The organism is Rhizobium sp. P38BS-XIX, from assembly GCF_012641435.1.
Lineage (GTDB): Bacteria > Pseudomonadota > Alphaproteobacteria > Rhizobiales > Rhizobiaceae > Rhizobium.
In genome coordinates, this window is sequence record NZ_JABAIJ010000007.1 from 38,771 (window position 1) to 64,807 (window position 26,037).

Below are 26,037 nucleotides of genomic sequence, written 5' to 3' on the forward strand. Positions count from 1 at the left end.
CAAGTTTCGTGGGAAAGTGACTGTTTGCACTTTAGCGACATAACAACACTAACTGCGCCATTAAAGTTTCTGACAGAACATCAGGGCCGCGCAGTGTAAGTAATTTGTTATCATTTCGATGATTTCAACGTCTCCGAAATAATGCCACCAACTTTTGGTCCACCTAAAAGTGCTGCTGAGATTGCGAACGCGCCTGTGACTGGTGCGCCGCATAGTCCGAGGAAGCCTGTTCCTACACCTATCAACGCCAAGCGCGAAGCGCTATCAGCAATCTCCCTGCTATTCTCGCGTAGCCATTTTGCAAAAGTCTCACGTAGATCTGTGATTATAGATGCCGGCTCGGAGAATTTTTCGTTTGGAGATGCTGTTATTTCCAGCGAACGCCGTATGCTTACGTCTAGACATTCAAGCCCATAAGCAATCTTCGATAAAAAATCCTGTTGATTGTGCCATAATTCCAAAGATATAGGATCATTCGGTTTTGCGGCATCGAGCCGAATTCGTTCGTCTTCAATTAATTTCGCCAAAGCTAAAGCCATATCGGCTATTTCAGTAGGCTGAGAATTCAATCGCGTCACAACATAGCCTGCCGTGATGGTAGTCTGTCTAGCCGTATTACTGGTAGACAATATCTCTATTGTATTGCGGACAAGTCTTCCATCACGATACTCATAACCTTGGAAAACGGGCTGCCTAGCTCCAGACCTTGAAATCGCCACTGAAGCAAATGTAGTAGTTTGATCTACGAGTACGCCGGTGAATAAACAACGATCGTCGATCATAGCGTGCTGAAAATTGGCCGATCCAAAATCAGCATTAGTGAAGTCTGTATGTTGAAGGTTTGCGTGCTGAAAATCGGCGTTTCTAAAGCTGGCACCTGTGAAGTCGCTACTTATGATCGCGGAAGTCATTTTGCAGTTGTCAAAAACTGCATCTTTAGCTTTGACGCTGAATAGTTTTGCTTGAATTAAATTGCAATCTGTAAGGTTCGAGCCCCTTAAATCAGCGTTCTGAAAATTTGCGGAATGGAAATTTCGTCCACGCAAATCCAAGTAACTCAAATCTGATTCACTAAAGTCACAACCGGAGAGATCAACTTCACCGCGTTGCAGATTTTCCAGATCAGTTTTGTCCGCCATGCAAACCCCAGAATCAACTGGGCCAAGTATAGCCGAAAGGCTACTAATCTTCACTAGTCTCTGGTAGATCGGACGCATCAAAGCTAAATTTTAGGCAATGGTACGAAAGGCTTCTCAAAACACCGGCGGAGTGTTTGTTCTTTTTATTTATACGTGTTTCGGGATGAAAGCTCTTTATCCGCGACGAGCTCCGGTGACGTGCACATATATATGAGGGTAAAGAAAACTGGTGCTGCTAGAGAGATTTGAACTCTCGGCCTCTCCCTTACCAAGGGAGTGCTCTACCCCTGAGCTATAGCAGCATTCCGTGGCGCGGTGTGGTGCGCCGTATTGGGCGAGGCGGCTATTGCCATAGGTCGGGGCCGAGTGCAAGTCGCAAATTGCAAGTTCTGTGAAAGATCGTTGGAAAAAATGTGTCGGTCTTTTGACAGGCGGTGTTTTCCGCTATGAGGAAGACATGGGTGCGGACAAGACGAAAATCGATGATGGGCAGGCTTTGCAGGGTGCTCCGAGCGCCAGCGAGGCGGGCGAGCCCATGGGCGGCAGGCAGATCACCGAGGCGGACAGGCGGCGGGAGCGCGCGGCGCAGAAGCTGCGCGAAAATCTCTCGCGCCGCAAGCAGCAGGTGCGCGCGCGGCGCGCCGGCCAGGCTGACGAGACCGATGGTTTGCCGGCGGCAAAGGCTGGGGATGACGCGGATACCGCCGCAAAATTGGACGAATCGTCATGATTGATGTTGTTCATCATCAAACGAATTGAAGCCCAGAGCTATTTCGTCTAAAGAGCGCGCTTTCCCAACCGTGTGGTATTGGCGTGGGGATTTGGGACACGGAACTTCAGGAAAGGCGGGCCTTGCCCGTATTGCTTACATGGATCGTATCAGGATTGTCGGCGGCAACGAGCTTAACGGTATCATTCCGATCTCCGGCGCGAAGAATGCCGCACTGCCGCTGATGATCGCCTCGCTTCTGACCAGCGATACGCTGACGCTCGAAAATGTGCCGCATCTGGCCGATGTCGAGCTTCTGATGCGCATCCTCGGCAATCACGGCGTCGATGTCGCCGTCAACGGCCGGCGCGAGCGCCAGGAAGACGGCTATTCCCGCACGATCCATTTCACTTGCCGCACCATCGTCGACACCACAGCGCCTTACGAGCTGGTCGCCAAGATGCGCGCGAGCTTCTGGGTCATCGGGCCGCTGCTCGCCCGTGAAGGCCAAGCGCGCGTGTCGCTGCCGGGCGGCTGCGCCATCGGCACGCGTCCGGTCGATCTGTTCATCGAAGGTCTCGAGGCGCTCGGCGCCACCATGGAAATCGACGCCGGCTATATCAACGCCACCGCGCCGAAGGGCGGCCTCATCGGCGCCCGCTATGTCTTCCCGAAGGTTTCCGTCGGCGCGACGCATGTGATGATGATGGCCGCCACGCTTGCCCGCGGCACGACCGTCATCGGCAATGCGGCCCGCGAGCCTGAAATCGTCGATCTCGCCAATTGCCTGATCGCCATGGGCGCCAAGATTTCCGGCGCCGGCACCAGCACGATCACCATCGAGGGCGTCACCTCGCTGTCCGGCGCGCGCCATCGTGTGCTGCCCGACCGTATCGAGACCGGCACCTATGCCATGGCGGTCGCCATGGCCGGCGGCGACGTCACGCTCGAAAACACCGACATGGCGCTGCTCGACACGGCGCTCGAAAGCCTGCGCCGCGCCGGTGCCGATATTTCGGCCACGAGCAACGGCATCCGCGTCCAGCGCAACGGCGGCGGCATCAAGCCCGTCGACGTCGTCACCGACCCGTTCCCCGGCTTCCCGACGGACCTGCAGGCGCAGTTCATGGCGCTGATGACCCGCTCCGGCGGCATCTCGCACATCACCGAGACGATTTTCGAAAACCGCTTCATGCACGTGCAGGAACTGGCCCGCCTCGGCGCGAAAATCTCGCTTTCCGGCCAGACCGCCCGCATCGAAGGCGTCGAGCGGCTGAAGGGCGCGCCCGTCATGGCGACGGACCTTCGCGCGTCCGTCTCGCTGGTCATCGCCGGCCTTGCCGCCGAAGGCGAAACGCTGGTGTCGCGCATCTATCACCTCGATCGCGGCTTCGAGCGGCTGGAAGACAAGCTGACGCGCTGCGGCGCCATCGTCGAACGCATCAGCGACTGACGGATCGCGCTCTCGCGAAACGTCGCTCCGGTTTTATGCCCATCGCTGTCGCAAAAGCGCGACAGAGTTTTGTGCGGCGTGCCCTAATTCAACGCGATGACGACAAGAGAGCGGGCATGCCCGCTTTCTTCGGTTGCGTCTTTTGCGCTCGCATCCTATGTCCACAGAAGAGAAATGCCGGCGCGGCGTTTCGATTGTGCGATCGGGGATAAAGGACGAATGGGCGAACTCAGGCTAATGGCACTCGACAACGAAGATCTCGGCGTCATTTCCGCGCATATGCAGGATAGCGTCTTCAAGGTCGGCGACATGTCCTTTGCGCCGAAGCTGGAGCAGTTTTCGCTGGCGGCCAATCGCTTCGACTGGGAACAATCCGATCAACGCAAAAAGCCTTATGAGCGTCATCGCGCCGCGCTGGTGTTCAAGCGCGTGCAGGCGGTGCGCTCCAGCGGGATAAACCGCCGCAACCGCGACGACGTGCTGTCGATGCTTGCCATCCGCTTCGAGCAGAAGGGCGAGGGGCCGGACGGGACGATCGAGCTGACGCTGGCCGGCAACGCCACGATTGCGCTCGATGTCGAATGTATCGAGGTTCAGCTTGCCGATATCGGCGGCGCATGGGAAACCGCGCATAAGCCGCGACATCCCGATACGGGCGAATAAGCAGGCGATCGATGAATGCCGGCCGCTGAAGGCGGCCTCGATGGAAGAGGAATATCAGCGTTGGCTATCTGGCTGGATCAGGCGTCGGAAGGGTTCGAGCAGCAGTTCGCCGCTTTCCTGACGACCAAGCGGGAAGTGTCCGAAGATGTGAATGCCGTCGTGCGCGGCATTATTGACGATGTGCGGGCGCGCGGTGACGGCGCCGTTGCGCATTATTCCCAGAAATTCGAAGGCATCGATTTCGCCACGACGCCGATGCGCGTCAGCGATGCCGAAATCGACGCGGCGATCGAGGCCGTTCCTGCCGAGGTGCTGGGCGCGCTGAAGGTGGCTGCGACCCGCATCGAATCGCATCATCGCCGGCAGTTGCCGAAGGACGATATCTATGAGGACGACCTCGGCGTCGGCCTCGGTTCGCGCTGGACGGCGATCGAAGCCGTTGGTCTCTATGTGCCTGGCGGGACGGCAAGCTATCCAAGTTCGGTGCTGATGAATGCGATCCCGGCCAAGGTCGCCGGCGTCGAGCGCATCGTCATCGCTGTGCCCACGATGAAGGGTGCGATCAATCCGGCCGTACTGGCTGCCGCCCGCATGGCCGGCGTCGAGGAAATCTACCGCATCGGCGGCGCGCAGGCGATTGCGGCTCTTGCCTACGGCACGGAGACGATCGCGCCGGTCTACAAGATCACCGGCCCCGGCAATGCCTATGTCGCGGCCGCCAAGCGCCATGTTTTCGGCACGGTCGGTATCGACATGATTGCCGGCCCTTCGGAAGTGCTTGTCATCGCCGACAAAAACAACGATCCGGACTGGCTCGCCGCCGATCTCCTGGCGCAGGCCGAGCATGACGAGGGTGCCCAGTCGATCCTGATCACCGACGATGCCGAGTTCGGCAGGGACGTGGAAAGCGCCGTTGAGCGGCAGCTCAAGCGGCTCAGCCGATCGCAGACGGCCGCCGCCAGCTGGCGCGATTTTGGCGCCATCATTCTTGTTTCCGATCTCAAGCAGTCCATTCCGCTTGCCAACCGTATCGCGGCCGAGCATGTGGAGCTCGCGGTGGATGATCCGGACGCGTTGCTGGATGGCATCCGCAATGCCGGTGCCATCTTCGTCGGCCGTCATACGCCCGAGGTGATCGGCGACTATGTCGGCGGCTCGAACCATGTGTTGCCGACGGCGCGCTCGGCCCGCTTCTCATCTGGGCTGTCCGTGCTCGATTTCGTCAAGCGCACCTCGATCTTGCGACTTGGGCCGGAACAGCTTCGCGCTCTCGGGCCGGCGGCGATCGCGCTTGCCAATTCCGAGGGGCTGGATGCGCATGCGCGATCCGTCGCGATCCGCCTCAATCTCGAGGGGTAAGGCATGGCTGAGGGCGTCTTCCGGCTGAGCGATGTGGTCCTGGACGACACGATCGGCCGTTCGACGCCGGATGTCGAGCATGAGCGCGCCGTCGCTATCTTCGATCTCATCGAGGAAAACAGCTTTGAGCCGGTCGGGCACAATGGTGGCCCCTATCTCCTCAACCTTTCGCTCGCGGACCAGAAGCTGGTCTTCGACATTCGCATCGAGGACGGCAGCGCCGTTGCCACGCATATTCTGTCGCTGACGCCGTTTCGCCGGATCGTGAAGGATTACTTCATGATCTGCGAAAGCTATTACGAGGCGATCCGTTCGGCGACGCCAAGCCGGATCGAGGCGATCGACATGGGCCGGCGCGGAATTCACAATGAAGGTTCGCGGACGTTGATGGACCGGTTGAACGGCAAGATCAGCGTGGATTTCGACACGGCGCGCCGGCTCTTCACGCTGGTCTGCGTGCTCTACTGGCGCGGGTGACGGCCATGGAGCAGATCCGGGATCAGAGGCAGGGAGGCGAGCACAATGGCAAAGCGCCCGGCGCCATCCTCTTCATGTGCGGGCTGAACGCCATCCGCTCGCCGATGGCGGAGGCGATCGCCCGGCATATGCTGCCGCAGGGCACCTATATCGCGTCGGCGGGCGTGCGCGCCGGCGAGCGCAATCCTTTCGTCGACGTCGTATTGGCGGAGATGGGGCTGTCGCTCGGCCGTCGGCAGCCGCAGACCCTGGAAGAGCTGGAGGATGATTTCTTCGATGTCATCATCACGCTGTCGCCGGAGGCGCATCATGCGGCACTCGAGCTGACGCGGGCGAATGCCATCGAGGTCATCTATTGGCCGACCATGGACCCATCCGCGACCGACGGAACGCGCGAGCAGGTGCTGGATGCCTATCGCGCTGTTCGGGACTATCTTCTCGGCTTGATCGAAAGCCGGCTTGTGGAACGTCGCGGCTCGCTTTAGAGCTGCGAACGAAACAAATGCAGAAACCCTTATCAACGAGGTTCACAAAACCGCGGCGATTGTGTAGTTTCCGCGCAATTTCCGGCGACCTCCGGCTTTTTGCCATGGGCGCCGACCTCAACCGACAGGAAAAGAAGCTTTAATGCCGAAAGAAGAAGTCCTCGAATTTCCCGGTGTCGTCACCGAACTCCTGCCGAACGCGACCTTCCGCGTGAAGCTGGAAAACGAGCATGAGATCATCGCCCACACGGCGGGCCGCATGCGCAAGAACCGTATCCGCGTTCTTGCCGGCGACAAGGTGCTGGTGGAAATGACGCCTTACGACCTGACCAAGGGCCGCATCACCTACCGTTTCAAGTAGTCCTCCGCTCGCTGGGGCCGACGATATCAAGTCATGCTCTAGAGCCGGTTCTCACTCCCGCATGACAGGTCGAGGTCTGATGGCGATGAAACACAAGCTGATACTGGCTTCCGGATCGCCGCGCCGCGTCGAGCTCCTGCACCAGTCAGGCATCGAGCCAGCGCGCCTCATGCCCATGGATATCGACGAAACGCCGAAAAAGTCGGAGCATCCGCGCTCGCTTGCGCGGCGGCTTTCGGCCGAGAAGGGCGAGGCGGCGTTTGCGGCGATCAAGAGCGATGCCGCATGGCAGGGAAGCTATATCCTGTCGGCCGATACCGTGGTTGCCGTCGGACGGCGCATTCTGCCGAAGGCGGAATTCGTCGAAGAGGCATCCTCGGCGCTGCATCTGCTCTCCGGTCGCGGCCATGTCGTCTATACCGGCGTCTGTCTGATTACGCCGGATCGCAAGCTGCGGCAGAAGGTCGTGGAGACCAAGGTGCGCTTCAAGCGGCTTTCGGGTCGCGATATCGACATGTATCTCGCCTCGGGCCAGTGGCGCGGCAAGGCAGGTGCCTATGGTATCCAGGGGCTTGCCGGCTTGTTCGTGCAGAAACTTGTGGGATCCTACACCAACGTCGTCGGATTGCCGCTTTATGAGACCATGCTGCTGCTGGCAGGCGAGGGCTTCGACGTCCATGCCGGGTGGCAGGAAGGATAATCATCATGGCGAAAACCGACGAGATCAAGGTAGGCTCCAAGGTCGAGCCGCTGCGCAAGACGCGTGCTTGCGCAGAATGCGGCCGTCCTTCGGTGCGCGAACACTATCCCTTCTGCTCGGATCGCTGCCGTTCGCTGGATCTGTCCCGCTGGCTCAACGGCTCCTACGCCATCCCTGTTAGCGAAGACGAGACAAAGGCCGACGGTTCAGAGAACGACTAGAGGCTTGACGCCTTTCGTTGTGCCTTTGGCGAACCCCTTCATTTTGCTCGCGAATTACCAAAATTTCATTTCCTGTCAAAAAAGAGTCATTTGCGGCTGGACATGGGCGAACAAGATGCTATAACCCCGCTCGCTTCCGGGGCGCACCAAACGCCCAGCGCCTTCCAAGGCTCTTCGAGAGACGCGAAGTCTAGATGCCCAGATAGCTCAGTTGGTAGAGCAGCGGATTGAAAATCCGCGTGTCCGTGGTTCAAATCCGCGTCTGGGCACCACTCAAATTCTCAAATCTATTTAGATATACGTCCAGCGTAATTTGCCGATTTCAGGTGTTCGCGCCGCACTACCTATAGCAATGCGGTTAATTTAACGGCTGTGCCGCTTGCTGCGACGAAAAGAATACTGCCGCCTCCATGTGTCGAGATCTGATTATAATCCAAGTCTATGGCGATGACGGCATCTGCACCAGCGGCCGCTGCTTTGCGTCTTAGCTCGGCAAAGCACTCCGTGCGGGCCTCCTCCAGCGCTTTTTGTGACGCGCTTGATCGCCCGCCGATGAAATCTCGCCAGTTGTTGGCAATATCTCTGAAGATGTTCATGCCAAGGGCTACTTCAGTTGCGACGATCGATACGATTTTCTCTATCTTACGATTGGGGACATCGACCGAGGTTGTCAGAATGATGTCGGGAGCATCTGCTTGCCCTTTTGCCTTGGTGTCTTGTGTCGTTGGGCGCGGGCGTCCCGAATTTGGCGGGCCGTATCTGAAACAATCATCGCAGACGCCAAGTTGGACCTGGTTATCTGGTTTCTCCTCGCTACATTCTTTGCAAAGCGTCATTGCATTTTCCAACCAAGCTGATGATTCGATTATGTGTATCAATATCGAATTTGCAACCGCGGAATGGCAACGCGAGAGAGCAGTCGTGCTTTGATGCAAATTCCAGCTGTAAGAAAGATCCTCGATCTGGACTCTCGGTCTCACGCGGTCCGCATCTCTTCCATTTTCCGCCGCTTCAGCACCATTTTTTCTCCCAAATTCTGCGGACAATGAAGGTCGACGCCGGCTGGTGATAGCCTTTACGAAGGTCGGTTTGCTATAAGGAAAGCCTGCGCGAACACACCGCCAAAAGACGTGCGCCTGTCAGCGGGTCAGCGCAAGTCACAGCAACTTGAAGATGTCTACTTATTAATTTGGTGTATGAGCACTTCAAGATGTTGATGGCATCTACAATCAGGCGTACGAATTATTGTACGGGTCACCTATTGATTCGAAGCGACTGATACCGCACCTTAGATACTAACGGGGTCAGTGATCTCGTAAAGTCCAGCGTTTATTTGCAATAGCAAGCTAACGGGGCGCCATGTTAAACAACGATGTACTGTTCAACACGTTCGCCCGCTCTTTTGAAGCGCGGCGCGAAGTCGAGATGTCATTCTCTGAATACCTGGAAGCGTGCCGGGATGACCCGCTCATGTACGCAAATGCGTCGGAGCGACTTCTGGCAGCCATGGGTGAACCACTGCTGATCGATACGGCCAAGGATACAAGGCTTGGGCGTGTCTTCATGAACCGGACGATCCGGACTTATCCGGCGTTTTCGGGCTTCTTCGGCATGGAAGAGACGATCGAGCGCATCGTCGCCTTCTTCCGTCACGCGGCTCAGGGGCTGGAGGAGCGCAAACAGATCCTCTATCTGCTCGGGCCAGTCGGCGGCGGCAAGTCCTCGCTCGCGGAGCGGCTGAAGTCATTGATGGAGGTTCATCCCATCTATGTGCTTAAGGCCGGCAATGAGCTGAGCCCGGTCTTCGAAAGCCCGCTGAGCCTGTTCGACCCTGTTACCATGGGGCCGATGATCGAAGAACGCTATGGAATTCCGCGCCGCCGCCTGACGGGTCTGATGAGCCCGTGGTGCCTGAAGCGCCTGGAAGAATTCGAGGGCGATATTTCCCGCTTTCGCGTGGTGCGGATGCAGCCATCCAGGTTGAGGCAGATCGCCGTTGCCAAGACGGAACCGGGCGACGAGAACAACCAGGACATCTCCTCGCTCGTCGGCAAGGTGGATATCCGCAAGCTCGAAAGCCTGGCGCAGAACGACCCGGACGCCTACAGCTATTCCGGTGCATTGAACCGCGCCAACCAGGGCATTCTCGAATTCGTCGAAATGTTCAAGGCGCCGATCAAGATGCTCCATCCGTTGCTGACGGCAACGCAGGAAGGCAATTACATCGGCACCGAAAATATCGGTGCGATACCGTTCTCAGGCATCATTCTAGCTCACTCCAACGAGTCGGAGTGGCAGACCTTCAAGGCCAACAAGAACAACGAGGCCTTCATCGACCGTATCTGCGTCGTAAAGGTGCCTTATTGCCTGCGGGTGACCGAAGAGCAGAAGATCTATGAGAAGCTGATTGAGGAATCCGAGCTTAGCGACGCCCCTTGCGCGCCGTCGACTCTGGAAACGCTTGCCCGCTTCACGGTTCTGACGCGACTTTCCAAGCACGAGAATTCGACGGCTTTCTCCAAGCTCAGGGTCTATGACGGCGAAAGCCTGAAGGAGACCGATCCTCGGGCGCGCAGCGTGCAGGAGTATCGCGATGCGGCCGGTGTGGACGAGGGCATGGATGGGGCGTCGACCCGCTTCGCCTTCAAGGTGCTAGCAGCGACCTTCAACTACGACACCACGGAGATCGGCGCCGATCCGGTGCATCTGATGTACATGCTGGAGCAGTCGATCCGCAGGGAGCAGCTGCCGCTTGAGACCGAGAAACTCTATATCGAGTTCATCAAGAGCGAATTGGCGCCGCGCTATGCGGAGTTCATCGGCCACGAGATCCAGAAGGCCTATCTCGAATCCTATGCGGATTACGGCCAAAACCTCTTCGATCGCTATGTCGACTATGCCGACGCCTGGATCGAGGATGTCGATTTCAAGGATCCGGATACGGGTCAGCTTTTGGACCGGGAGCTTCTGAACCAGGAACTCACCAAGATCGAAAAGCCGGCCGGCATCGCCAATCCGAAGGACTTCCGCAACGAAATCGTCAAGTTCTGCTTGAGGGCTCGGGCCAGCCACGGCGGCAAGAACCCGTCATGGACAAGCTACGAGAAGATCCGCGAGGTCATCGAAAAGCGGATGTTCTCGCAGGTAGAAGATCTTCTGCCTGTCATCTCGTTCGGGTCCAAGAAGGACGGCGAATCGGAAAAGAAACATGGTGAATTCGTCGAGCGCATGGTGGCGCGGGGCTATACCGAGCGTCAGGTTCGACGGCTTGTGGAATGGTACATGCGTGTGAAACAGGCAGGATGAGCCACCAAGGAAGAAGGAATGCACATTGTTGACCGACGCCTGAACCCAGGCGGAAAAAGTCTAGAAAATCGTCAACGATTTTTGCGAAGAGCAAAAGCGCTGGTGCAGAGAGCGGTCTACGAATCCTCTCAAAAACGCGACATTCAGGACATTCTGAAGGGTGGCGAAATCAGCATTCCCCTAGATGGAACCGAGGAGCCTCGGTTCCATCGCGGCCCCGAGGGGCTGAAGGAGCATATTCTTCCCGGCAACAAGGACTTTCTCGAGGGCGATATCATCCCGCGCCCGGAGGGTGGGGGCGGCAAGCCAAAGGCCGGCGGCGACGGCACCGGCGAGGATGCCTTCCGCTTCATCCTGACGCGCGACGAATTTCTCGATCTCTTTCTCGACGATCTCGAGCTGCCCGATCTCGCCAAGCGGCGGCTGATGTCTGCCGAGCAGATCAATCCGGTACGTTCGGGCTATTCCGTGACGGGATCGCCCTCCAATCTCGCCATCAATCGCACGATGCGGCTGGCGATGATGCGGCGCGTCGCTCTTCATCGGCCCAAGGCGGAAACGGTCGCCAAGCTTGTCGAGGAGGCTGAGGAGTGCAAGGACGAAACGCGGCGGGCGGAGCTCGAGGCTGAGATCAAGCTGCTGGAATCCAAGGTTCGGCGTATTCCCTATATCGATCCGATCGACATCCGCTATCGGCGCTTCGAAAACGAGCCGAAGCCGGTCGCTCAGGCTGTGATGTTCTGCCTCATGGACGTATCCGGTTCCATGACCGAGCACATGAAGGATCTCGCCAAGCGTTTCTACATGCTGCTCTACATCTTCCTCACCCGGCAATATCGCCGCGTCGAGATCGTCTTCATACGGCACACCGATGTGGCCGAGGAAGTGGATGAAGAGACCTTCTTCCGTAGTCCGGCTACCGGCGGCACGCAGGTTTCGAGCGCGCTCGATGCCATGCGCCGGATCGTCCAGGATCGTTTCCCGGCTTCGGATTGGAATATCTATGCCGCCCAGGCATCGGACGGCGACAATGCCTATTCCGACAATGCGACGACGGCTGCCCTGCTGACCGGCGAGATCCTGCCGGTTTGCCAGTATTTTGCCTATCTGGAGGTGGGCGAGGCGCGCAGTGTGGCGATTTCTTCCGGTTCTGCGATCTGGTCTCTCTATGAGCGGGTGCAGGCGGCATGGCCGGTGCTTTCGATGCGGCGTGTCAGCGACCGCAGCCAGATCTACCCGGTCTTCCACGAACTCTTCCAGCGCCGGACAGCGGAAACAAGGAGCGGATGATGGCCAAAAGGGCGTCGATGGAACGGCTTTTCGAAGGTGCGGACTGGGATTTCGCGACCATTCAGCGGATCCACGATGCCTGCGAGACGATCGCGGTCAAGGAGCTCGGGCTTAACGTCTATCCAAACCAGATCGAGATCATCACCGCCGAGCAGATGCTCGACGTCTATTCCTCCATCGGCATGCCGCTGTTCTACAAGCATTGGTCGTTCGGCAAGCATTTCGCCCATCATGAAGCCTTCTATCGCAAGGGCCTGCGTGGACTTGCCTATGAGATCGTCATCAACAGTTCGCCGTGCATCTCCTATCTGATGGAGGAGAATACCGCGACGATGCAGGCGCTGGTCATCGCGCATGCCGCCTTCGGCCATAATCACTTCTTCAAGAACAATTATCTCTTCAAGCTATGGACCGATGCCGAGGGTATTCTTGAATACCTCAATTTCGCCAAGGGCTATATTGCGCGTTGCGAGGAGCGTTATGGCCATGCCGCCGTCGAACGAACGCTGGATGCCGCCCACGCGCTGATGTCGCATGGGGTTCATCGTTACGCCGGCAAGAAGACGCCGGATCTGCGCGACGAGGAAAAGCGCGAGCGTGAGCGGCGCGAATATGACGAGCGGATCTTCAACGACCTCTGGCGCACGATCCCCGTGGGTTCGGGCAAGAAGATGCCTGATCTCGACCTGGATCGCCGGCGCTCTCTGGCAGGGCTGCCGCAGGAGAATATCCTCTATTTCCTGGAGAAGATGGCGCCAAGACTGAAGCCCTGGCAGCGCGAGATCCTCCGCATCGTCCGGCATGTCGCGCAATATTTCTATCCGCAAAGCCAGACCAAGGTGATGAACGAGGGCACGGCAACCTATGTGCATTATCGCATCATGACGCGGCTGCACGAGCTTGGCGGCATCAGCGACGGCGATTTCCTGGAATTCATCAAGTCGCACACCAATGTCGTTTTCCAGCCGACTTTCAATGATCAGCGTTATTCCGGTCTCAATCCCTATGCGATCGGCTTCGCGATGATGCAGGATATTGAGCGCATCGTCACGAAGCCGGAGGAAGAGGACCGTCAATGGTTCCCGGATATCGCCGGCACCGGCGATGCGATGGCGGTGCTGCGCGATCTGTGGGCCAACTACCGCGATGAGAGCTTCGTCTCGCAATTTCTCAGCCCGCATCTGATGCGGCAAATGCGCATGTTCCACCTCACCGACAATCCCATGGAGGAAGAGGGGTTGCGGGTGGCGGCCATTCACGACGAGCGAGGCTACCGTCGCATCCGGCGCGAGCTTGCGCGGCAATATGATGTCGGCTGGATCGATCCGCATATCGAGATCGTCGATGTCGATCTGGCGGGGGACCGGCGGCTGATCGTCAGGCACACGGTACTGAACGGCGCATTGCTCGAGGATATGGACGCCAAGCGCGTGCTACAGCACCTTGCCGATCTCTGGACCTACGATGTGCTGATGCAGGAGGTGGACAGCGCCGGCACGGTGCTTCGCGAGCACCTGGTCCATCCGCGATCCTCCGCACTTGCGGCATAAGAAAGACAGCCGGAGCATTTCCAGGAAAAGTGCTTGGTGGTTTTCCGTCCGGAATGCGCAAAAACAAAAAGATAGAGCGCTTTCGCGATTCAAAGAAAAGCAAAAAAGATATAGCCAAAATAGCTTTTGGCTCGTGGTCTCCTCATTACGAGGCTTGATGAGGATGTGGGTGAGACCTGTAGAGCGCACAGGGTCGCTATGGGCCGTGATCCAGCAGTCTTTAGCGCGCGGAAGACGCCGCGATCTGTTGGGCAGCACAGGCTCTACCGCTTGCCATTTTAAGTTGGCTGGGAAGGCTCAATCAAACTCGAAGCTATTGATTTTGGCAATCCAATCGGCATCCAAGTTTAACAATGCCTCAGCGACATCGATATGTCCTTTCGCCACAGCCTGTGCTGCAGCAGCAGACAAGAGCATCGGCTGGTCCCAAGCTTCGCTCCGGTGAAGGCTCACATTCTCGACCAGTTGCGCGATTGCACGATGGTAATCATCTGCATAAGCTGTGGGGATATCAGGGCCGTGCCCTGTCCGACGAGCTATCTCTATGGCTGCGGGCAGTTGGAAGAATGAGAAGTCGACAGGCTCCTTCACTTCGCCTGCGATCTTTACGATGTGAGGAACCGCGACATACGATGCGGAGTAAACGTCCCCTTGATGGCACAGGCTCGACCAAAGGTCGAACCACGGACCATCTTGATCGTTTCGCTTCGGACCTGGCGATGAGGCCAGTCTCCGCAGCAGGTTGGGTATATTGGAAGCATCGCCGTAGGCGTGCTGCAATTCGCTCCAGCGAATATCATCAAGAGATAGCATCTTGTGATTGTATCGTCCGCGATCAGGCTGTCAACCTGATACCATCGAGCGTTGCAGGCCACGCTTAGTGAGTTTATGGCTGAGACCGCCGTTGATGGCCGCTCACCTGCGCCCCGTCTTCCGGCTGCAACTTCAGGAAGCCGGGTATGCCGAGCAGCGGGATCACCGCCATTAGCAAAAATGCAATGTGGAATTTATCCGGCGTCAGCGGCGATCCATCCAGCGTGACCACACCGAGCAGCATGGCGGCGACGGACACGCCGAAGCTGACGCTCAATTGCTGCAGGACGCCGCCGAGGCTCGTCGCGCGGCTGAGCTGGGCAGCCGGCGTATCGGAGTAGGAGAGCGTATTGGAGGTCATGAACTGCGCCGCGCGCGCCAGTCCGAAGATGAAGACGTAGAGAATGATGAACCAGTGCGGCGTAGCGGGCGTGATCAGCGCGAAACCGGCAACGACAGCGGCGCCGAAGACGGCGCTCCAGGTCAATATGCGATCGAAACCGTAAAGCTTCAGCAATTTCACGGAGACCGGCCGTACGGCGAGAGCGCTGAGGGCGCTGACGAAGGTCAGCGTGCCTGAGACGATCGGGCTCAGGCCGAAGCCGACCTGCAGCATCAGCGGCAAGAGGAAAGGCACGCCGTTCAGACCGACGCGACATATGCCGCCTGCAAGCGTGCCGACACGGAAGGTGCGCAGCCTGAAGAGCGTGAGATCGACGGCCGGCGATTCAGCGGTTCTTGCGTAGCGGATGAAGCCGATGAGCAGCAGGCCGGCGGCGGCCAGCGTCAGGAAAATTGCCCATACGGGGATCGTCGGGCGGCCGACATTCTCGATGCCGTATTGCAGAAGCACGCAACCAAGGCCGACCATGACGAAGCCGGGAAAATCGAATTTGATCGTATCGTCGCGTTCGGTGTCCTCGACATAGCGCAGCGCCATGAACATGCCGATCACGCCGAAAGGCAGATTGACCCAGAAGATCCAGCGCCAGGAAAGATATGTGGTCAGGAAGCCGCCGAGCACTGGCCCGATCACCGGGCCGATGACGGCGGGCAGGGTCATATACGTCATCGCCGTGACCAGCTGGCTTCGCGGGAAGCTTCGGATGAGGATGAGGCGGCCGACCGGTGTCATCATCGCGCCGCCGAAGCCCTGTAGCGCGCGCGTGGCGATCAGCATCGGCAGGCTGGTTGCGAGGCCGCAAAGGATCGAGCCGACGGTGAAGATGAACAGTGAAAGCGCGAAGATGCGCCGCGCGCCGAAGCGATCCGCAAACCAGCCGCTCACCGGAATGAACATGGCGAGCGTCAGGATATAGGTCGTGACCGCGAGGTTCATGTGAACCGGTGTCGTGCCGAGGCTCTTGGCGATGTCGGGAACAGCGGTGACGAGAATGGTCGAGTCGAGCTGTTCCATCAGGAAGGCTACGGCGACCACTGCGGGGATGATGTAGCGCAGGCGGGGATTGCGTTCGACAGCGAAAGTCTGACCCTGCGGATGGAGGTCGGTGGAATCCATGGAATGTAATAGCTTTCCAACGCCTGACTGGGGGACAGGCGTGTTTTACGATTTTCATGCTCCGCTTCGGAAACCGCCTCGCGTTTTCGGGAAACATGGTGCTACCGGCCGGTGATCCGCCGACCTTCGGAATCGTCGCCTATATGCGCACCATCGATGGCGCAGTGCAACAAAAACTCGATAGAAAGCTAATAAGTAGTGTGGACGCAAACTGTCACTTCATTATTCTAATTGGCAGAGGATGGCGAGGGCAGGGTCCAGCGCGCCTTGTCGAAGACAATGGCGGTTCGTTGTTGTTCCGGACTGGTTCTTCGCATTTCCAGCTGAAGGTTGAAGCTGCTGTTGGCCGAGAACTCCTTGAAGAAGGCAAGCTTTGCGCCGAATGCCTGCAGCGTTATATCCTGCAGCTTGCCGATCGCATCCAGCGCCGTCTGGAAGTCAAGCCAGTGCGTTTCGTTCAGCAGCAGAACAACGGTGTCGACGAAGCTGCTGGCGACGGCTTTTCCATCGGCATTGTCGGGCATGAGGACCTTGATGCGCACGGTTTCGATCTCGCCCGTCGGTTTGCCGCGAACGATGATGAAGAACGAGGATGCCCCCGCATTGCCATAGGTGCCTTTCTGCATGGCATAGCTGCATTCCGACGTGCCGACGCCGAGTTCGCTTGATCGCCACTCGCCGACCGGGAGACCAAATTTCACCAGATCGGCGCAAAGGGTCTGGCCGGATATTCTCCAGCTGCGCACGAAGGCGCTCAGCAGCTCATCGACCGGCGCGTCGAACAGGTGCGAGGTCCTGGTGGGCCTGGGCCTATCGATCCGCGGCCTTGCTGACGTCTTGACCGTGCGTACGGGAGGGCTGCCCGGCGTTACCACAGGCTTTTCGGCGGCGGCGGTTTCGACAACCGTGCTTGCCGGAGCGCTAATGGGCGCAGGCGTCTGCGCTGGCGGGTTGGAGGTGTGTTGCTCGGGCTTCGGGAAGAGATTGAGGTGGTAGCGATTGTCGAGCGCTCGCAGATTGCGCATGTCGTTCGCAAACAGCGCGGTCGCGAGGATGATCGAGCCGATGACAACAGCCGCAATCCAGAAGACGGCCCGGCTTTTCTTGCGAGGTGGCGCCACCGACATGATCTATATCTACAGCTGCTCCTAAGGAAACCCACCTTGCTGCAATGACTTTATGTTGTACAGCCTGATCATGCCTACAGCATATGCGTTTATGAACGATTGATCATCCTAAAGTTTCTTTATCAATTCATACCTTTGCAGCGGCAAGGTGCGCCTTGAGCGCCTGAACGGTCGCAGCATCGGTGCGACGCGCCGTCGGCGTGGCAAATCCGAGGGCAAGCAATCGCTCGTCCGTCTCCGTCATTGCGATGGCGCAGGAAGAGTGAACTTCCGTGATCGAAAGGCGCGGCCATAGCTGGTCGATGGAGGCAAGCGTGACGCCGGAGCCGGGCATGATCGAAATACGGCCGGCGGCAACGGCAATTGCCTCTTCCAGCGCAGCGATGCCTTCGGCCGCCGTCTTTGCGCCGCCCGACGTCAGAATGCGTTCGAAGCGAAGAGATACGGCGGTCTCCACGGCCTCGGCAACATCCGGGACAAGGTCGAATGCACGATGCAGCGTCTTGCCGAGAGAACCGGCGTGCGCGACGAGTGCCGATAGCGTCTCGAAATCCAGCCGCCCATCGGGCAGGGAAGCACCAATCACCACACCCGGCAATCCGGCATCGCGTGCCGTATCGATGTCGCGTTTCATGATCGCGAACTCGTCGGCGGAATAGATGAAGCTGCCGGCTCTCGGGCGGATGATGGCATAGGCTGGGACGGGCATGCTTGCCGCTGCGGCCATCAGTCCGGCGCTGGGCGTCAGTCCGCCAAGGGGAAGCGCGCTGCAAAGTTCGATGCGGTCAGCGCCGCCTTCGACGGCCGCTTTCAGTCCGGCAATATCGTCAACGCAAACTTCAAGCAGCATCGTTGCGTTCTCCGGCATATTGCAGCCCCAGCAGTGCGGCGCCGATGAGGCCCGGCTCGAGCTTGCATTGGCTTGGCACCACGAGGGGCCGGCCGAACTGGCGCAGGATGCGGGCGCGCACCGCCTCATCCAGCCGCGCCAGCAGCGGTTCGACGTTGGAAAGGCCGCCGCCGACGGGAACGATGGTCGCGCCTGTGATGTTGATGGTGAGCGCCAGCGGCGATGCGACGAGATCGACCATGACCTCGATCGTTCGCTCGGCGCGCTCGTCACCAGCAAGCCACTGGCCGATGATCTGTTCGCTGGAAAGCTCCAGGCCATGCAGGGTCTGGTGAAGGCGTTCGAGGCCACGGGCGCCGCCGACGGTGTCCACGCAGCCCTTCTGGCCGCAGCCACAGCGATAGGCAGGAATGGCGACTGGCGGATTGCCGGCGAAGGAGGCGATGATCGGTCCGTGGCCCCATTCTCCGGCAAATCCGCCGGCAGCGTTGACGAGGCGACCGTCTGCAACGAGACCGCCGCCGACGCCGGTGCCGAGAATGGCGCCGAAGACGATGCGATGGCCGCGGCCCGCGCCGGACATGGCTTCGGCCATGGCGAAGCAATCGGCATCATTGGCAATCAACACGGGATAGCCGAGTTCGGCTTCAAGCTCGGCGGCAAGCCGACGACCGTGGATGCAGGGTATGTTGGCGCAGGTCAGAGCCTGAGTGTCGGGATCGACGACGCCGGCGATGGAGAAGGACAGGCAATCCGGCTTTTCACCTGCTTCGGCAATGACATCTCGCAGGACAGCCACGAATGCGGCGAAGTCGTGCTTGGGCGTCGGGCGTCGGCCAAGCGGCACGATATCCGTCATGGAGCGGGCGATGCCGCCTTTGATGGCGCTGCCGCCGATGTCGAAGGAAACGATCATGAACAATAACCTGTAGGAGACATGCCGGACTTGCTCGCACCCTTTGCGGGTCTTTGCAAGATCAATTGGCACCGGACTGACTGGCCGTCAAACCGAGGGTAGGGTGATCCTGGCTTCGAAACCGTCGGTTCTGCCGGTTGCCGGCGAAAGAAGATCGAGATGACCGCCGATCTGCGTGACGATCCGCTCGACGATCGAAAGCCCCAGTCCCGAACCCGAAGCCGTCGTCTTGCCACGCCAGAAGCGCTTTTTCAGTCCCGCGAGCTCAGTTGCCGAGAGCACAGGCCCCGCGTTGATGACGCGGACGGTGCGGTCATCGACGCTGACGGTCACCTCATCATCGGCAGGGCCGTGGATCAAGGCGTTCTCGATCAAATTGCGCATGACGATCGCAAAAGCATCGATATCGAAATTGCGGATCAATTTTTGTTGGGCGCCATTCTCGAGCAGGACTCGACCGGCCGTGTCGGTGTCGCGGTCGTAATCGCCGATCACCGTTTCGATGACCGAGACCAGATCGATCGGCTTTTCGCTCGCGCCGATACCCGCCTGGGCCCGGGAGAGCTGCAGAAGTTTCTCCGCGAGCCGGCCGAGATTGGAAAGCGATGTTTCGACGCGTCCGGCGCGTTCGCTAAGTGGTCCCGGCGGCAATTCGGCGATCAGACGCTGGGTCTGGGCGAGCGCGCCTGCGATCGGCGTGCGCAGTTCGTGGGCACTGTTGGCGGTAAACTCACGTTCGGCTTCAAGCGCCAGACGCAAACGGTCGAGAAGCAGGTTGACCGAGCGGGCGATCGGCTGCAATTCGCGCGGCAGCGTTTCGCTTTCGAGCGGCGCCATGTTGCCGCTGTCCTTGGTGGCGATCTGCGAACGCAGGCGGTCGATCGGCAACAGCGAGCGCCCGACGACGATGCCGATCGCGACGATGCTGGCGGGAATGAGCGCCAGCAGGGGCCAGAGCAGCGCGACGCCGCTCTCTCGTGATGCTTCGCGACGGTTTTTGAAGGCATCGGCAACATGCAGGAAGATCGTGCCGTCAGCCGATGATTCCGTGTAGATGCGGTATTTCGGCGTATTGTGGAAGCCGATCTTCAGCGGCACGTCATAGGCGATTGCCGGGGCATCGTGGGAATGTAGGATGACCTTACCGTTCGCGTCGAGCACCTGATAGGTCAGATATTCGCGGTTCAGCCCCTTGTTCAGTTCTTCCAGGCTCTGCGGATCACCCGAGTGGTCGCGATTGGCGAGATCGTCCAGCACCAGCGGCATCAGCCGTTCGGCGGTTTCCTGCAACGCGCCGTCGAAGGTTTCGGAAAGTTCCTTGTTGACGACATAGACGCCGATACCGACGGCAATCAGCCAGAAGACGACGACCGTTCCCGTCAACGCCGTGATCAGCCGCCGTGTGATGCTGGCGCGGCTTGGCTCCTTGCGCTCGCTCATCGATCACCCAGGCAATAGCCGACGCCACGAGCCGTTCGAATGCGATCCTTGCCGATCTTCTTGCGCAGGCGACTGACATAGACTTCGACCGTGTTGCTCTCGATCTCCGAACCGAAAGCGTAGAGCGCTTCTTCGATCTTGTCCTTGGAGACGATGGCGCCGGGTCTCGCCACCAGCAGATCGAGGACGGCCCACTCACGCCCCGTCAGAACCACATCCTTGCCCTCGAGGCGGACGCGACGTTGTGGCTGGTCGATCTCGAGATCGGCAAAACGAATGGTCGGCTGCGGGCTGCCCGTATAGCGCCGGGCGACCGCCAGGATGCGGGCCGTCAGTTCGCCGAGATTGAAAGGCTTGACGAGATAGTCGTCAGCGCCGCTGTTCAACCCTTCGATGCGATCGGAAATCTGGTCGCGCGCGGTCAGAATGATAACAGGGGTTTCGTCCTGCCTGCGGCGCAGCCGCTTGAGGAAATCGATGCCGACTCCGTCGGGAAGCTGCAGATCGAGCAGTATGAGGCCATAGTTCACGGCATTGGTGACTTCATCCGCATCCGTCAGATTTCTGACCCAGTCGACAGCATGTGGTCCTGCCGCAATATGGTCGCGAACGGCGCTGCCGATCGTATCGTCATCTTCCACCAGCAGAATTCGCACCTGTGACCCTCAACCGTTGATCGCCCTTCAGTTAATGCCGATGAAGCTATGGGGTCAATAACGGCCGAAATAAGCCGAGGCGATATCCATATCTAACCCCGCGTTTGTTTGCCGAAAACGTTCCCGGAGCCTATGGACAGAGCTGAACGCCATGGTTACTTCTTTGCGCGGAAAGCGAAGCGGCTGCAGGACGCCGCTGTTCGGTCATTGGAGGTTGCTCGTCATGCTCAAGGGAATTTCGCCGCTGTTGAATGCAGACGTGCTCTATGCGTTGAAGTCGATGGGGCACGGAGACATGCTTGTCGTCGTCGACACGAATTTTCCCGCCGAGACCATTGCGAGCCATACCGTGCTGGGCGAACTCCTGCGTATCGACAACGTCTCGGCTGCCGATGCCGTCGCCGCCATCTTGTCGCTGATGCCGCTCGATACCTTCATCGACGATGCCGCGACACGCATGGAAGTCGTCGGCGCGCCAGATGAGGTGCCGCAGGTCCAGGCTGAGGTACAGGCCGCCATCGACAAGGCTGAAGGCAAACACTGGCCGCTGACGGCGGTCGAGCGCTATGCCTTCTACGAGCGTGCAAAGGACGCTTACTGCGTCATCCAGACGGGCGAGCGCCGCTTCTATGGTTGTTTCACCTTGACCAAGGGCGTCATCCCGCCAGAGACTGAGTGATCCGATACTCTGCGAGAACGGCGCTGTTTCGATAAAGGAATGCGATGGCGAAGAAGCTGGATTCCCAAGGGCGGCTTGATGACGCGGCGCGAGCCGGCTGGCTATACTATGTCGCAGGCCGGACGCAGGACGAGATCGCGATCGCCATGGGGATCTCGCGTCAGTCGGCGCAGCGGCTGGTGTCGCTCGCCGTCGCCGAACGATTGATCAAGGTGCGGCTGGACCATCCAATTGCCGCCTGTCTCGAATATGCCGCTGCACTGCGCGAGAAATACGGCCTGCAGCATGTCGACGTGGTGCCGAGCGACGCCGATGGCGCGTCTTCCACTGTTGGTATCGCCGAGGCCGGTGCGGCCGAAATCGAGCGCTGGCTGCGGCGCAGCGAGCCGATCGTGTTGGCGATCGGAACGGGCCGCACGCTGAAAGCCGCGGTTGATCAGCTGCCGGCGATCGAATGTCTCCAGCATCGTGTCGTGTCGCTGACGGGCAATATCGGCCCCGACGGTTCGGCCGCCTATTACAACGTCATTTTCAGCATGGCCGATGTCATCAAGGCGCGACATTTTCCAATGCCGCTGCCGGTGCTCGTCTCGTCGGCCGAAGAGCGCGAGCTGCTGCATGCACAGGCGCTGGTGCGCTCCACGCTCGATATCAGTGCCCAGGCCGATGTGACGTTTGTCGGTGTCGGCGAGATGGGCGTGGAGGCGCCTCTCTGTTTGGACGGCTTCCTCGAGAAGGATGAAATGCTGGCGCTGATGAAGCGCGGCGCGGCCGGCGAAATTTGCGGCTGGGTCTTTGACGGCGCCGGCAAGTTGATGCCTGATGACGTCAACGAGCGCGTTGCAAGCGCTCCCGTACCCTCGCGCGACACCTGTTCGGTGATTGGAATCGCCAAGGGAAAACGCAAGTTCGAGGCGATCAAGGCGGCCGTTGTTGGTCGCCAAATCAACGGTTTGATCACCGATGAGGCGGTTGCCGAATTTTTGCTCAAGCCCTGAGCAAAAAATTTAATCCCAGAAAACAAAGAGATAGGTTGCTTGCTCGGCAATGCAGCATCGAATCCGCATTGACATTTTGTCGCAAGCGATGAGTAATTGCCCATGAGCAAAGCGAATGCTCATCTTTTGGTCTTCTGGGAGGAAGATATGAAATTGAAAACTTTACTGCTGGGCGCCTGCTCGGCCCTGATGTTTGCCGGCTTGGCGTCCGCTGAAACTCTCACGATTGCGACGGTCAACAATGGCGACATGGTTCGTATGCAGAAGCTTACGGACGATTTCAAAGCCAAGAACCCCGGTATTGACCTGCAGTGGGTCACGCTTGAAGAAAACGTATTGCGCCAGAAGGTTACGACTGACATCGCTACCAAGGCCGGCCAGTACGACGTGCTGACGATCGGCACCTACGAAGTGCCGATCTGGAGCAAGCTCGGCTGGCTTGCTTCGCTCGACAAGCTTTCCGCCGACAAGGACTATGATGTGGATGACCTTCTCCCGGCCATTCGCAGCGGTCTGACCACCGACGGCAAGCTCTATGCAGCGCCGTTCTACGGCGAAAGCTCGATGGTCATGTATCGCAAGGACCTGTTCGAGAAGGCCGGCCTCAAGATGCCGGACGCCCCGACCTGGGACTTCATCGCCGATGCAGCCCGCAAGATCACCGACAAGGACCATGAAGTCTACGGCATCTGCCTTCGCGGCAAGGCCGGCTGGGGCGAAAACATGGCCTTCCTGACGGCGATGTCGAACTCGTTCGGCGCCCGTTGGTTCGATGAAAAGTGGAATGCGCAGTTCGACCAGCCGGAATGGAAGGACACGCTGAGCTTCTACGTCAAGCTGATGAAGGACGCCGGCCCTCCGGGCGCTTCGTCCAACGGCTTCAACGAAAACCTCTCGCTGTTCCAGACCGGCAAGTGCGGCATGTGGATCGACGCGACGGTTGCTGCTTCCTTCGTATCCGATCCGAAGCAGTCGAAGGTTGCCGACAAGGTCGGCTTCGCACTGGCTCCGGATAAGGGCCTTGGCAAGCGCGGCAACTGGCTGTGGGCATGGAACCTCGCCATCCCGGCTTCTTCGAAGAAGACCGAAGCTGCCGAGAAGTTCATCGCCTGGGCAACCAGCAAGGAATACACCAACCTTGTCGCTCAGAAGGAAGGCTGGCTGAATGCACCTCCCGGCACCCGTACCTCGCTCTATGCGAATGCGGACTACCAGAAGGCAGCGCCTTTCGCGAAGATGACCCTCGACTCGATCAACTCGGCTGATCCGACCCATCCGACCGTCAAGCCGGTTCCGTATGTCGGCGTCCAGTTCGTCGCTATCCCTGAATTCCAGGGTATCGGCACCGCTGTCGGTCAGCAGTTCTCCGCAGCTCTTGCCGGTCAGATCTCCGTGGATCAGGCTCTCAAGGCTTCGCAGCAGCTGACCACCCGCGAAATGAAGAAGGCCGGCTACCCGAAGTAAGGCCTTTGAAACTGAGGAAAGCAGCGACCCTCTCGAGCGCTGCTTTCCACTAGGCCGCCGAGCGCCCGAATTGCCCTTGGCGGCCCTTTTGTTTCAGCCGGTCCGCGGCCACCCCTTCCGCTTAAAAGATAGGTTGGTACTTGCCATGGCAACGTTGCACACCCGTTCCGCCGCGCGCATCATGATGGCGCCTTCGGTTCTCCTGCTTTTCGCGTGGATGATCGTCCCGCTCGTGATGACGATCTATTTCTCGACGCTGAATTACAATCTGCTATCCCCCGGCGCCAACGACTTCATCGGCTGGCTGAACTACGAATATTTCATCAGCGATCCCGCTTTCCTGAGCTCACTGATCGTGACGCTGCTGCTCGTCGGCGGTGCGCTGGTGATCACCGTGGTCGGCGGCATTTTGCTGGCACTCCTTCTTGATCAGCCGATCTTCGGCCAGGGCATCGTGCGCATGCTGGTGCTTGCGCCCTTCTTCGTGATGCCGACGGTCGCCGCCCTCATCTGGAAGCACATGTTCATGAACCCGGTGAACGGGCTTCTGGCGCATCTGTTTCGATTGTTCGGGCTCGATCCGCTGACCTGGCTGGAGACGGTTCCGCTGTTCTCCATCATCATCATCGTTGCATGGCAGTGGCTGCCTTTCGCGACGCTCATCCTGCTGACGGCCTTGCAGTCGTTGGACGAAGAGCAGAAGGAAGCCGCCGAGATGGACGGCGCAGGACCGATTTCGAAGTTCATCTACATCATCCTGCCGCACTTGGCGCGCGCCATCACCGTTGTGATCCTGATCGAGACGATCTTCCTGCTTTCCGCCTTCGCCGAAATACTCGTGACCACCAATGGCGGTCCCGGCACGGCGACGACCAATCTCACCTATCTGGTCTATTCGCAGATCGTCCTGTCTCAGGATGTCGGCGGCGCATCGGCGGGCGGTATCATCGCAGTCATCCTCGCCAATATCGTCGCGATCTTCCTGATGCGCGCGGTCGGCAAGAATCTGGAGGCTTAAGATGGCACGCCAAGTCAGCACGCAACGCAAGGTGTTCGTGTCGGTGATCGCCTGGATCATCGCTCTGCTCATCTTCTTCCCGATCCTCTGGACGGTTCTGACGAGCTTCAAGACGGAAGGCGATGCGATCGCCTCGCCGCCGCAGTTCCTCTTCTTCCACTGGACGCTGGAGAACTATTTCGAGGTGCAGTCGCGCTCGGACTACTTCCTCCATTTCGGCAACTCGGTGATCATCGCCTTCGGTTCGACGATCCTCGGATTGATCGTCGCCGTTCCGGCCGCCTGGGCCATGGCATTCTCGCCGACCAAGCGGACCAAGGACGTCCTGATGTGGATGCTGTCGACGAAGATGATGCCGCCGGTCGGCGCCTTCATCCCGATCTATCTGCTGTTCCAGAGCTTCGGCCTTCTGAACAACCAGTTCGCCAGCCGGCTGGGCATGGTCGTCGTCCTGATGCTCATCAACCTGCCGATCATCGTCTGGATGCTCTATACCTACTTCAAGGAAATTCCCGGTGAGATCCTCGAGGCCGCCCGTATGGACGGTGCGACGCTCGCCAAGGAAATCATCTACGTTCTGACGCCGATGGCGATCCCCGGCCTTGCCTCGACGATGTTGCTCAACATCATCCTCGCCTGGAACGAGGCCTTCTGGACGCTCAACCTCTCCGCTGTCGATGCGGCGCCGCTGAGCACCTTCATCGCGTCCTATTCCAGCCCGGAGGGCCTGTTCTATGCCAAGCTTTCGGCGGCATCGACCATGGCAATCGCTCCGATCCTGATCCTCGGCTGGTTTAGCCAAAAGCAACTCGTTCGCGGCCTCACCTTCGGCGCGGTTAAGTAA

26 protein-coding genes and 2 tRNA genes are annotated in these 26,037 nt (G+C 58.9%); 18 read left to right on the forward strand and 10 right to left on the reverse strand.

From position 1 onward, the window contains the following. Window positions 1-110: 110 nt before the first annotated feature. Together HGP17_RS21805 and HGP17_RS21810 are read right to left on the reverse strand one after the other, a co-directional pair. Window positions 111-1,139 carry a pentapeptide repeat-containing protein gene (locus HGP17_RS21805; RefSeq protein ID WP_168812557.1) on the reverse strand — a complete coding sequence of 343 codons (1,029 nt, stop codon included), beginning with the start codon at window positions 1,137-1,139 and terminating at the stop codon, window positions 111-113. Between the two features lie 227 nt (window positions 1,140-1,366). Then, window positions 1,367-1,441, reverse strand: a tRNA-Thr gene (locus HGP17_RS21810). 233 nt (window positions 1,442-1,674) lie between these two features. Here HGP17_RS21810 and HGP17_RS21815 point away from each other — a divergent pair. The 10 genes from HGP17_RS21815 to HGP17_RS21860 all read left to right on the forward strand — a co-directional run bounded on the left by HGP17_RS21815 (window position 1,675) and on the right by HGP17_RS21860 (window position 7,839). Further along, complete coding sequence (locus tag HGP17_RS21815; RefSeq protein WP_168812879.1) at window positions 1,675-1,869, forward strand: hypothetical protein; 195 nt, start codon at window positions 1,675-1,677, stop codon at window positions 1,867-1,869. 139 nt (window positions 1,870-2,008) lie between these two features. Further along, window positions 2,009-3,301, forward strand: a complete 1,293-nt coding sequence (murA, locus tag HGP17_RS21820) for a UDP-N-acetylglucosamine 1-carboxyvinyltransferase (protein ID WP_168812558.1) — start codon at window positions 2,009-2,011, stop codon at window positions 3,299-3,301. Between the two features lie 219 nt (window positions 3,302-3,520). Then, entirely contained in the window at window positions 3,521-3,964 is a 444-nt protein-coding gene (locus HGP17_RS21825) for a DUF2948 family protein (protein WP_168812559.1), read from the forward strand. A gap of 60 nt (window positions 3,965-4,024) precedes the next feature. Then, window positions 4,025-5,323, forward strand: coding sequence for a histidinol dehydrogenase (gene hisD, locus HGP17_RS21830; RefSeq protein WP_168812880.1), 1,299 nt, complete (start codon window positions 4,025-4,027; stop codon window positions 5,321-5,323). A gap of 3 nt (window positions 5,324-5,326) precedes the next feature. Next, entirely contained in the window at window positions 5,327-5,800 is a 474-nt protein-coding gene (locus tag HGP17_RS21835; RefSeq protein ID WP_168812560.1) for a UPF0262 family protein, read from the forward strand. A 5-nt stretch (window positions 5,801-5,805) separates the two neighbouring features. Further along, window positions 5,806-6,285 carry a low molecular weight phosphatase family protein gene (locus tag HGP17_RS21840; protein ID WP_168812561.1) on the forward strand — a complete coding sequence of 160 codons (480 nt, stop codon included), beginning with the start codon at window positions 5,806-5,808 and terminating at the stop codon, window positions 6,283-6,285. Window positions 6,286-6,427: 142 nt separating this feature from the next. Then, window positions 6,428-6,646, forward strand: coding sequence for a translation initiation factor IF-1 (infA, locus tag HGP17_RS21845; protein ID WP_004117876.1), 219 nt, complete (start codon window positions 6,428-6,430; stop codon window positions 6,644-6,646). Between the two features lie 79 nt (window positions 6,647-6,725). Continuing rightward, entirely contained in the window at window positions 6,726-7,346 is a 621-nt protein-coding gene (locus HGP17_RS21850; RefSeq protein WP_168812562.1) for a Maf-like protein, read from the forward strand. A 5-nt stretch (window positions 7,347-7,351) separates the two neighbouring features. Beyond that, window positions 7,352-7,567, forward strand: a complete 216-nt coding sequence (gene yacG / locus HGP17_RS21855) for a DNA gyrase inhibitor YacG (RefSeq protein WP_168812563.1) — start codon at window positions 7,352-7,354, stop codon at window positions 7,565-7,567. 196 nt (window positions 7,568-7,763) lie between these two features. Then, a tRNA-Phe gene (locus HGP17_RS21860) sits at window positions 7,764-7,839 on the forward strand. Between the two features lie 72 nt (window positions 7,840-7,911). Here the strand turns inward: HGP17_RS21860 and HGP17_RS21865 are convergent. Then, window positions 7,912-8,613, reverse strand: a complete 702-nt coding sequence (locus HGP17_RS21865; protein ID WP_246704171.1) for a heavy metal-binding domain-containing protein — start codon at window positions 8,611-8,613, stop codon at window positions 7,912-7,914. Window positions 8,614-8,926: 313 nt separating this feature from the next. On the opposite strand from HGP17_RS21865, the gene HGP17_RS21870 reads away from it, so the two are divergent. Genes HGP17_RS21870 through HGP17_RS21880 form a run of 3 tightly spaced genes read left to right on the forward strand, consistent with a single transcriptional unit; the run spans window position 8,927 to window position 13,713 of the window. Continuing rightward, window positions 8,927-10,873, forward strand: coding sequence for a PrkA family serine protein kinase (locus HGP17_RS21870; RefSeq protein WP_168812564.1), 1,947 nt, complete (start codon window positions 8,927-8,929; stop codon window positions 10,871-10,873). 18 nt (window positions 10,874-10,891) lie between these two features. After that, the gene (locus HGP17_RS21875; protein WP_168812565.1) at window positions 10,892-12,163 is read left to right on the forward strand and encodes a YeaH/YhbH family protein; all 1,272 of its coding nucleotides are present in this window, start codon (window positions 10,892-10,894) and stop codon (window positions 12,161-12,163) included. Continuing rightward, complete coding sequence (locus tag HGP17_RS21880) at window positions 12,160-13,713, forward strand: SpoVR family protein (RefSeq protein WP_168812566.1); 1,554 nt, start codon at window positions 12,160-12,162, stop codon at window positions 13,711-13,713. Before HGP17_RS21875 ends, HGP17_RS21880 begins: the two co-directional genes overlap by 4 nt. A gap of 297 nt (window positions 13,714-14,010) precedes the next feature. Here the strand turns inward: HGP17_RS21880 and HGP17_RS21885 are convergent, their stop codons facing one another. The 7 genes from HGP17_RS21885 to HGP17_RS21915 form a co-directional block, all read right to left on the reverse strand. Next, complete coding sequence (locus HGP17_RS21885; RefSeq protein ID WP_168812567.1) at window positions 14,011-14,526, reverse strand: hypothetical protein; 516 nt, start codon at window positions 14,524-14,526, stop codon at window positions 14,011-14,013. A gap of 73 nt (window positions 14,527-14,599) precedes the next feature. Further along, a complete protein-coding gene (locus HGP17_RS21890) occupies window positions 14,600-16,045 on the reverse strand; it encodes a DHA2 family efflux MFS transporter permease subunit (RefSeq protein WP_168812568.1) in 1,446 nt (481 codons plus the stop codon). Between the two features lie 227 nt (window positions 16,046-16,272). Beyond that, window positions 16,273-17,172 carry a DUF6030 family protein gene (locus tag HGP17_RS21895; RefSeq protein WP_168812569.1) on the reverse strand — a complete coding sequence of 300 codons (900 nt, stop codon included), beginning with the start codon at window positions 17,170-17,172 and terminating at the stop codon, window positions 16,273-16,275. 127 nt (window positions 17,173-17,299) lie between these two features. Then, window positions 17,300-18,022 (reverse strand): copper homeostasis protein CutC, encoded by a 723-nt coding sequence (locus HGP17_RS21900; RefSeq protein WP_168812570.1) that lies wholly within the window; start codon window positions 18,020-18,022, stop codon window positions 17,300-17,302. Continuing rightward, the gene (locus HGP17_RS21905) at window positions 18,012-18,938 is read right to left on the reverse strand and encodes an ROK family protein (protein WP_168812571.1); all 927 of its coding nucleotides are present in this window, start codon (window positions 18,936-18,938) and stop codon (window positions 18,012-18,014) included. Before HGP17_RS21905 ends, HGP17_RS21900 begins: the two co-directional genes overlap by 11 nt. 87 nt (window positions 18,939-19,025) lie before the next feature. Continuing rightward, a complete protein-coding gene (locus HGP17_RS21910; protein ID WP_168812572.1) occupies window positions 19,026-20,378 on the reverse strand; it encodes an ATP-binding protein in 1,353 nt (450 codons plus the stop codon). After that, a complete protein-coding gene (locus HGP17_RS21915; protein WP_168812573.1) occupies window positions 20,375-21,034 on the reverse strand; it encodes a response regulator transcription factor in 660 nt (219 codons plus the stop codon). The genes HGP17_RS21910 and HGP17_RS21915 overlap by 4 nt, the downstream gene beginning before the upstream one ends. Before the next feature lie 223 nt (window positions 21,035-21,257). Here HGP17_RS21915 and HGP17_RS21920 point away from each other — a divergent pair, with 223 nt between their 5' ends. The 5 genes from HGP17_RS21920 (at window position 21,258) to HGP17_RS21940 (ending at window position 26,037) form a co-directional block, all read left to right on the forward strand. Beyond that, window positions 21,258-21,713, forward strand: coding sequence for an RbsD/FucU family protein (locus HGP17_RS21920; RefSeq protein WP_168812574.1), 456 nt, complete (start codon window positions 21,258-21,260; stop codon window positions 21,711-21,713). A gap of 44 nt (window positions 21,714-21,757) precedes the next feature. After that, entirely contained in the window at window positions 21,758-22,711 is a 954-nt protein-coding gene (locus tag HGP17_RS21925; protein ID WP_168812575.1) for a sugar-binding transcriptional regulator, read from the forward strand. Window positions 22,712-22,858: 147 nt separating this feature from the next. Further along, the gene (locus tag HGP17_RS21930) at window positions 22,859-24,175 is read left to right on the forward strand and encodes a sugar ABC transporter substrate-binding protein (protein ID WP_168812576.1); all 1,317 of its coding nucleotides are present in this window, start codon (window positions 22,859-22,861) and stop codon (window positions 24,173-24,175) included. A gap of 145 nt (window positions 24,176-24,320) precedes the next feature. After that, the gene (locus HGP17_RS21935) at window positions 24,321-25,193 is read left to right on the forward strand and encodes a sugar ABC transporter permease (RefSeq protein WP_168812577.1); all 873 of its coding nucleotides are present in this window, start codon (window positions 24,321-24,323) and stop codon (window positions 25,191-25,193) included. A 1-nt stretch (window position 25,194) separates the two neighbouring features. Further along, window positions 25,195-26,037, forward strand: a complete 843-nt coding sequence (locus tag HGP17_RS21940; protein WP_168812578.1) for a carbohydrate ABC transporter permease — start codon at window positions 25,195-25,197, stop codon at window positions 26,035-26,037.

Excerpts from the sequence above, each read along its gene's own strand:
- HGP17_RS21840 (WP_168812561.1), top strand. The coding sequence starts at position 5,806 with ATGGAGCAGATCCGGGATCAGAGGCAGGGAGGCGAGCACAATGGCAAA.
- HGP17_RS21900 (WP_168812570.1), bottom strand. The coding sequence starts at position 18,022 with ATGCTGCTTGAAGTTTGCGTTGACGATATTGCCGGACTGAAAGCGGCC.
- HGP17_RS21870 (WP_168812564.1), top strand. The coding sequence starts at position 8,927 with ATGTTAAACAACGATGTACTGTTCAACACGTTCGCCCGCTCTTTTGAA.
- HGP17_RS21805 (WP_168812557.1), bottom strand. The coding sequence starts at position 1,139 with ATGGCGGACAAAACTGATCTGGAAAATCTGCAACGCGGTGAAGTTGAT.
- HGP17_RS21825 (WP_168812559.1), top strand. The coding sequence starts at position 3,521 with ATGGGCGAACTCAGGCTAATGGCACTCGACAACGAAGATCTCGGCGTC.
- yacG (WP_168812563.1), top strand. The coding sequence starts at position 7,352 with ATGGCGAAAACCGACGAGATCAAGGTAGGCTCCAAGGTCGAGCCGCTG.
- HGP17_RS21925 (WP_168812575.1), top strand. The coding sequence starts at position 21,758 with ATGGCGAAGAAGCTGGATTCCCAAGGGCGGCTTGATGACGCGGCGCGA.
- HGP17_RS21835 (WP_168812560.1), top strand. The coding sequence starts at position 5,327 with ATGGCTGAGGGCGTCTTCCGGCTGAGCGATGTGGTCCTGGACGACACG.
- HGP17_RS21875 (WP_168812565.1), top strand. The coding sequence starts at position 10,892 with ATGCACATTGTTGACCGACGCCTGAACCCAGGCGGAAAAAGTCTAGAA.
- HGP17_RS21885 (WP_168812567.1), bottom strand. The coding sequence starts at position 14,526 with ATGCTATCTCTTGATGATATTCGCTGGAGCGAATTGCAGCACGCCTAC.
- HGP17_RS21910 (WP_168812572.1), bottom strand. The coding sequence starts at position 20,378 with ATGAGCGAGCGCAAGGAGCCAAGCCGCGCCAGCATCACACGGCGGCTG.
- HGP17_RS21930 (WP_168812576.1), top strand. The coding sequence starts at position 22,859 with ATGAAATTGAAAACTTTACTGCTGGGCGCCTGCTCGGCCCTGATGTTT.
- infA (WP_004117876.1), top strand. The coding sequence starts at position 6,428 with ATGCCGAAAGAAGAAGTCCTCGAATTTCCCGGTGTCGTCACCGAACTC.
- murA (WP_168812558.1), top strand. The coding sequence starts at position 2,009 with ATGGATCGTATCAGGATTGTCGGCGGCAACGAGCTTAACGGTATCATT.
- HGP17_RS21880 (WP_168812566.1), top strand. The coding sequence starts at position 12,160 with ATGATGGCCAAAAGGGCGTCGATGGAACGGCTTTTCGAAGGTGCGGAC.
- HGP17_RS21895 (WP_168812569.1), bottom strand. The coding sequence starts at position 17,172 with ATGTCGGTGGCGCCACCTCGCAAGAAAAGCCGGGCCGTCTTCTGGATT.
- HGP17_RS21890 (WP_168812568.1), bottom strand. The coding sequence starts at position 16,045 with ATGGATTCCACCGACCTCCATCCGCAGGGTCAGACTTTCGCTGTCGAA.
- HGP17_RS21940 (WP_168812578.1), top strand. The coding sequence starts at position 25,195 with ATGGCACGCCAAGTCAGCACGCAACGCAAGGTGTTCGTGTCGGTGATC.
- HGP17_RS21920 (WP_168812574.1), top strand. The coding sequence starts at position 21,258 with ATGCTCAAGGGAATTTCGCCGCTGTTGAATGCAGACGTGCTCTATGCG.
- HGP17_RS21905 (WP_168812571.1), bottom strand. The coding sequence starts at position 18,938 with ATGATCGTTTCCTTCGACATCGGCGGCAGCGCCATCAAAGGCGGCATC.
- HGP17_RS21850 (WP_168812562.1), top strand. The coding sequence starts at position 6,726 with ATGGCGATGAAACACAAGCTGATACTGGCTTCCGGATCGCCGCGCCGC.
- HGP17_RS21935 (WP_168812577.1), top strand. The coding sequence starts at position 24,321 with ATGGCAACGTTGCACACCCGTTCCGCCGCGCGCATCATGATGGCGCCT.
- HGP17_RS21815 (WP_168812879.1), top strand. The coding sequence starts at position 1,675 with ATGGGCGGCAGGCAGATCACCGAGGCGGACAGGCGGCGGGAGCGCGCG.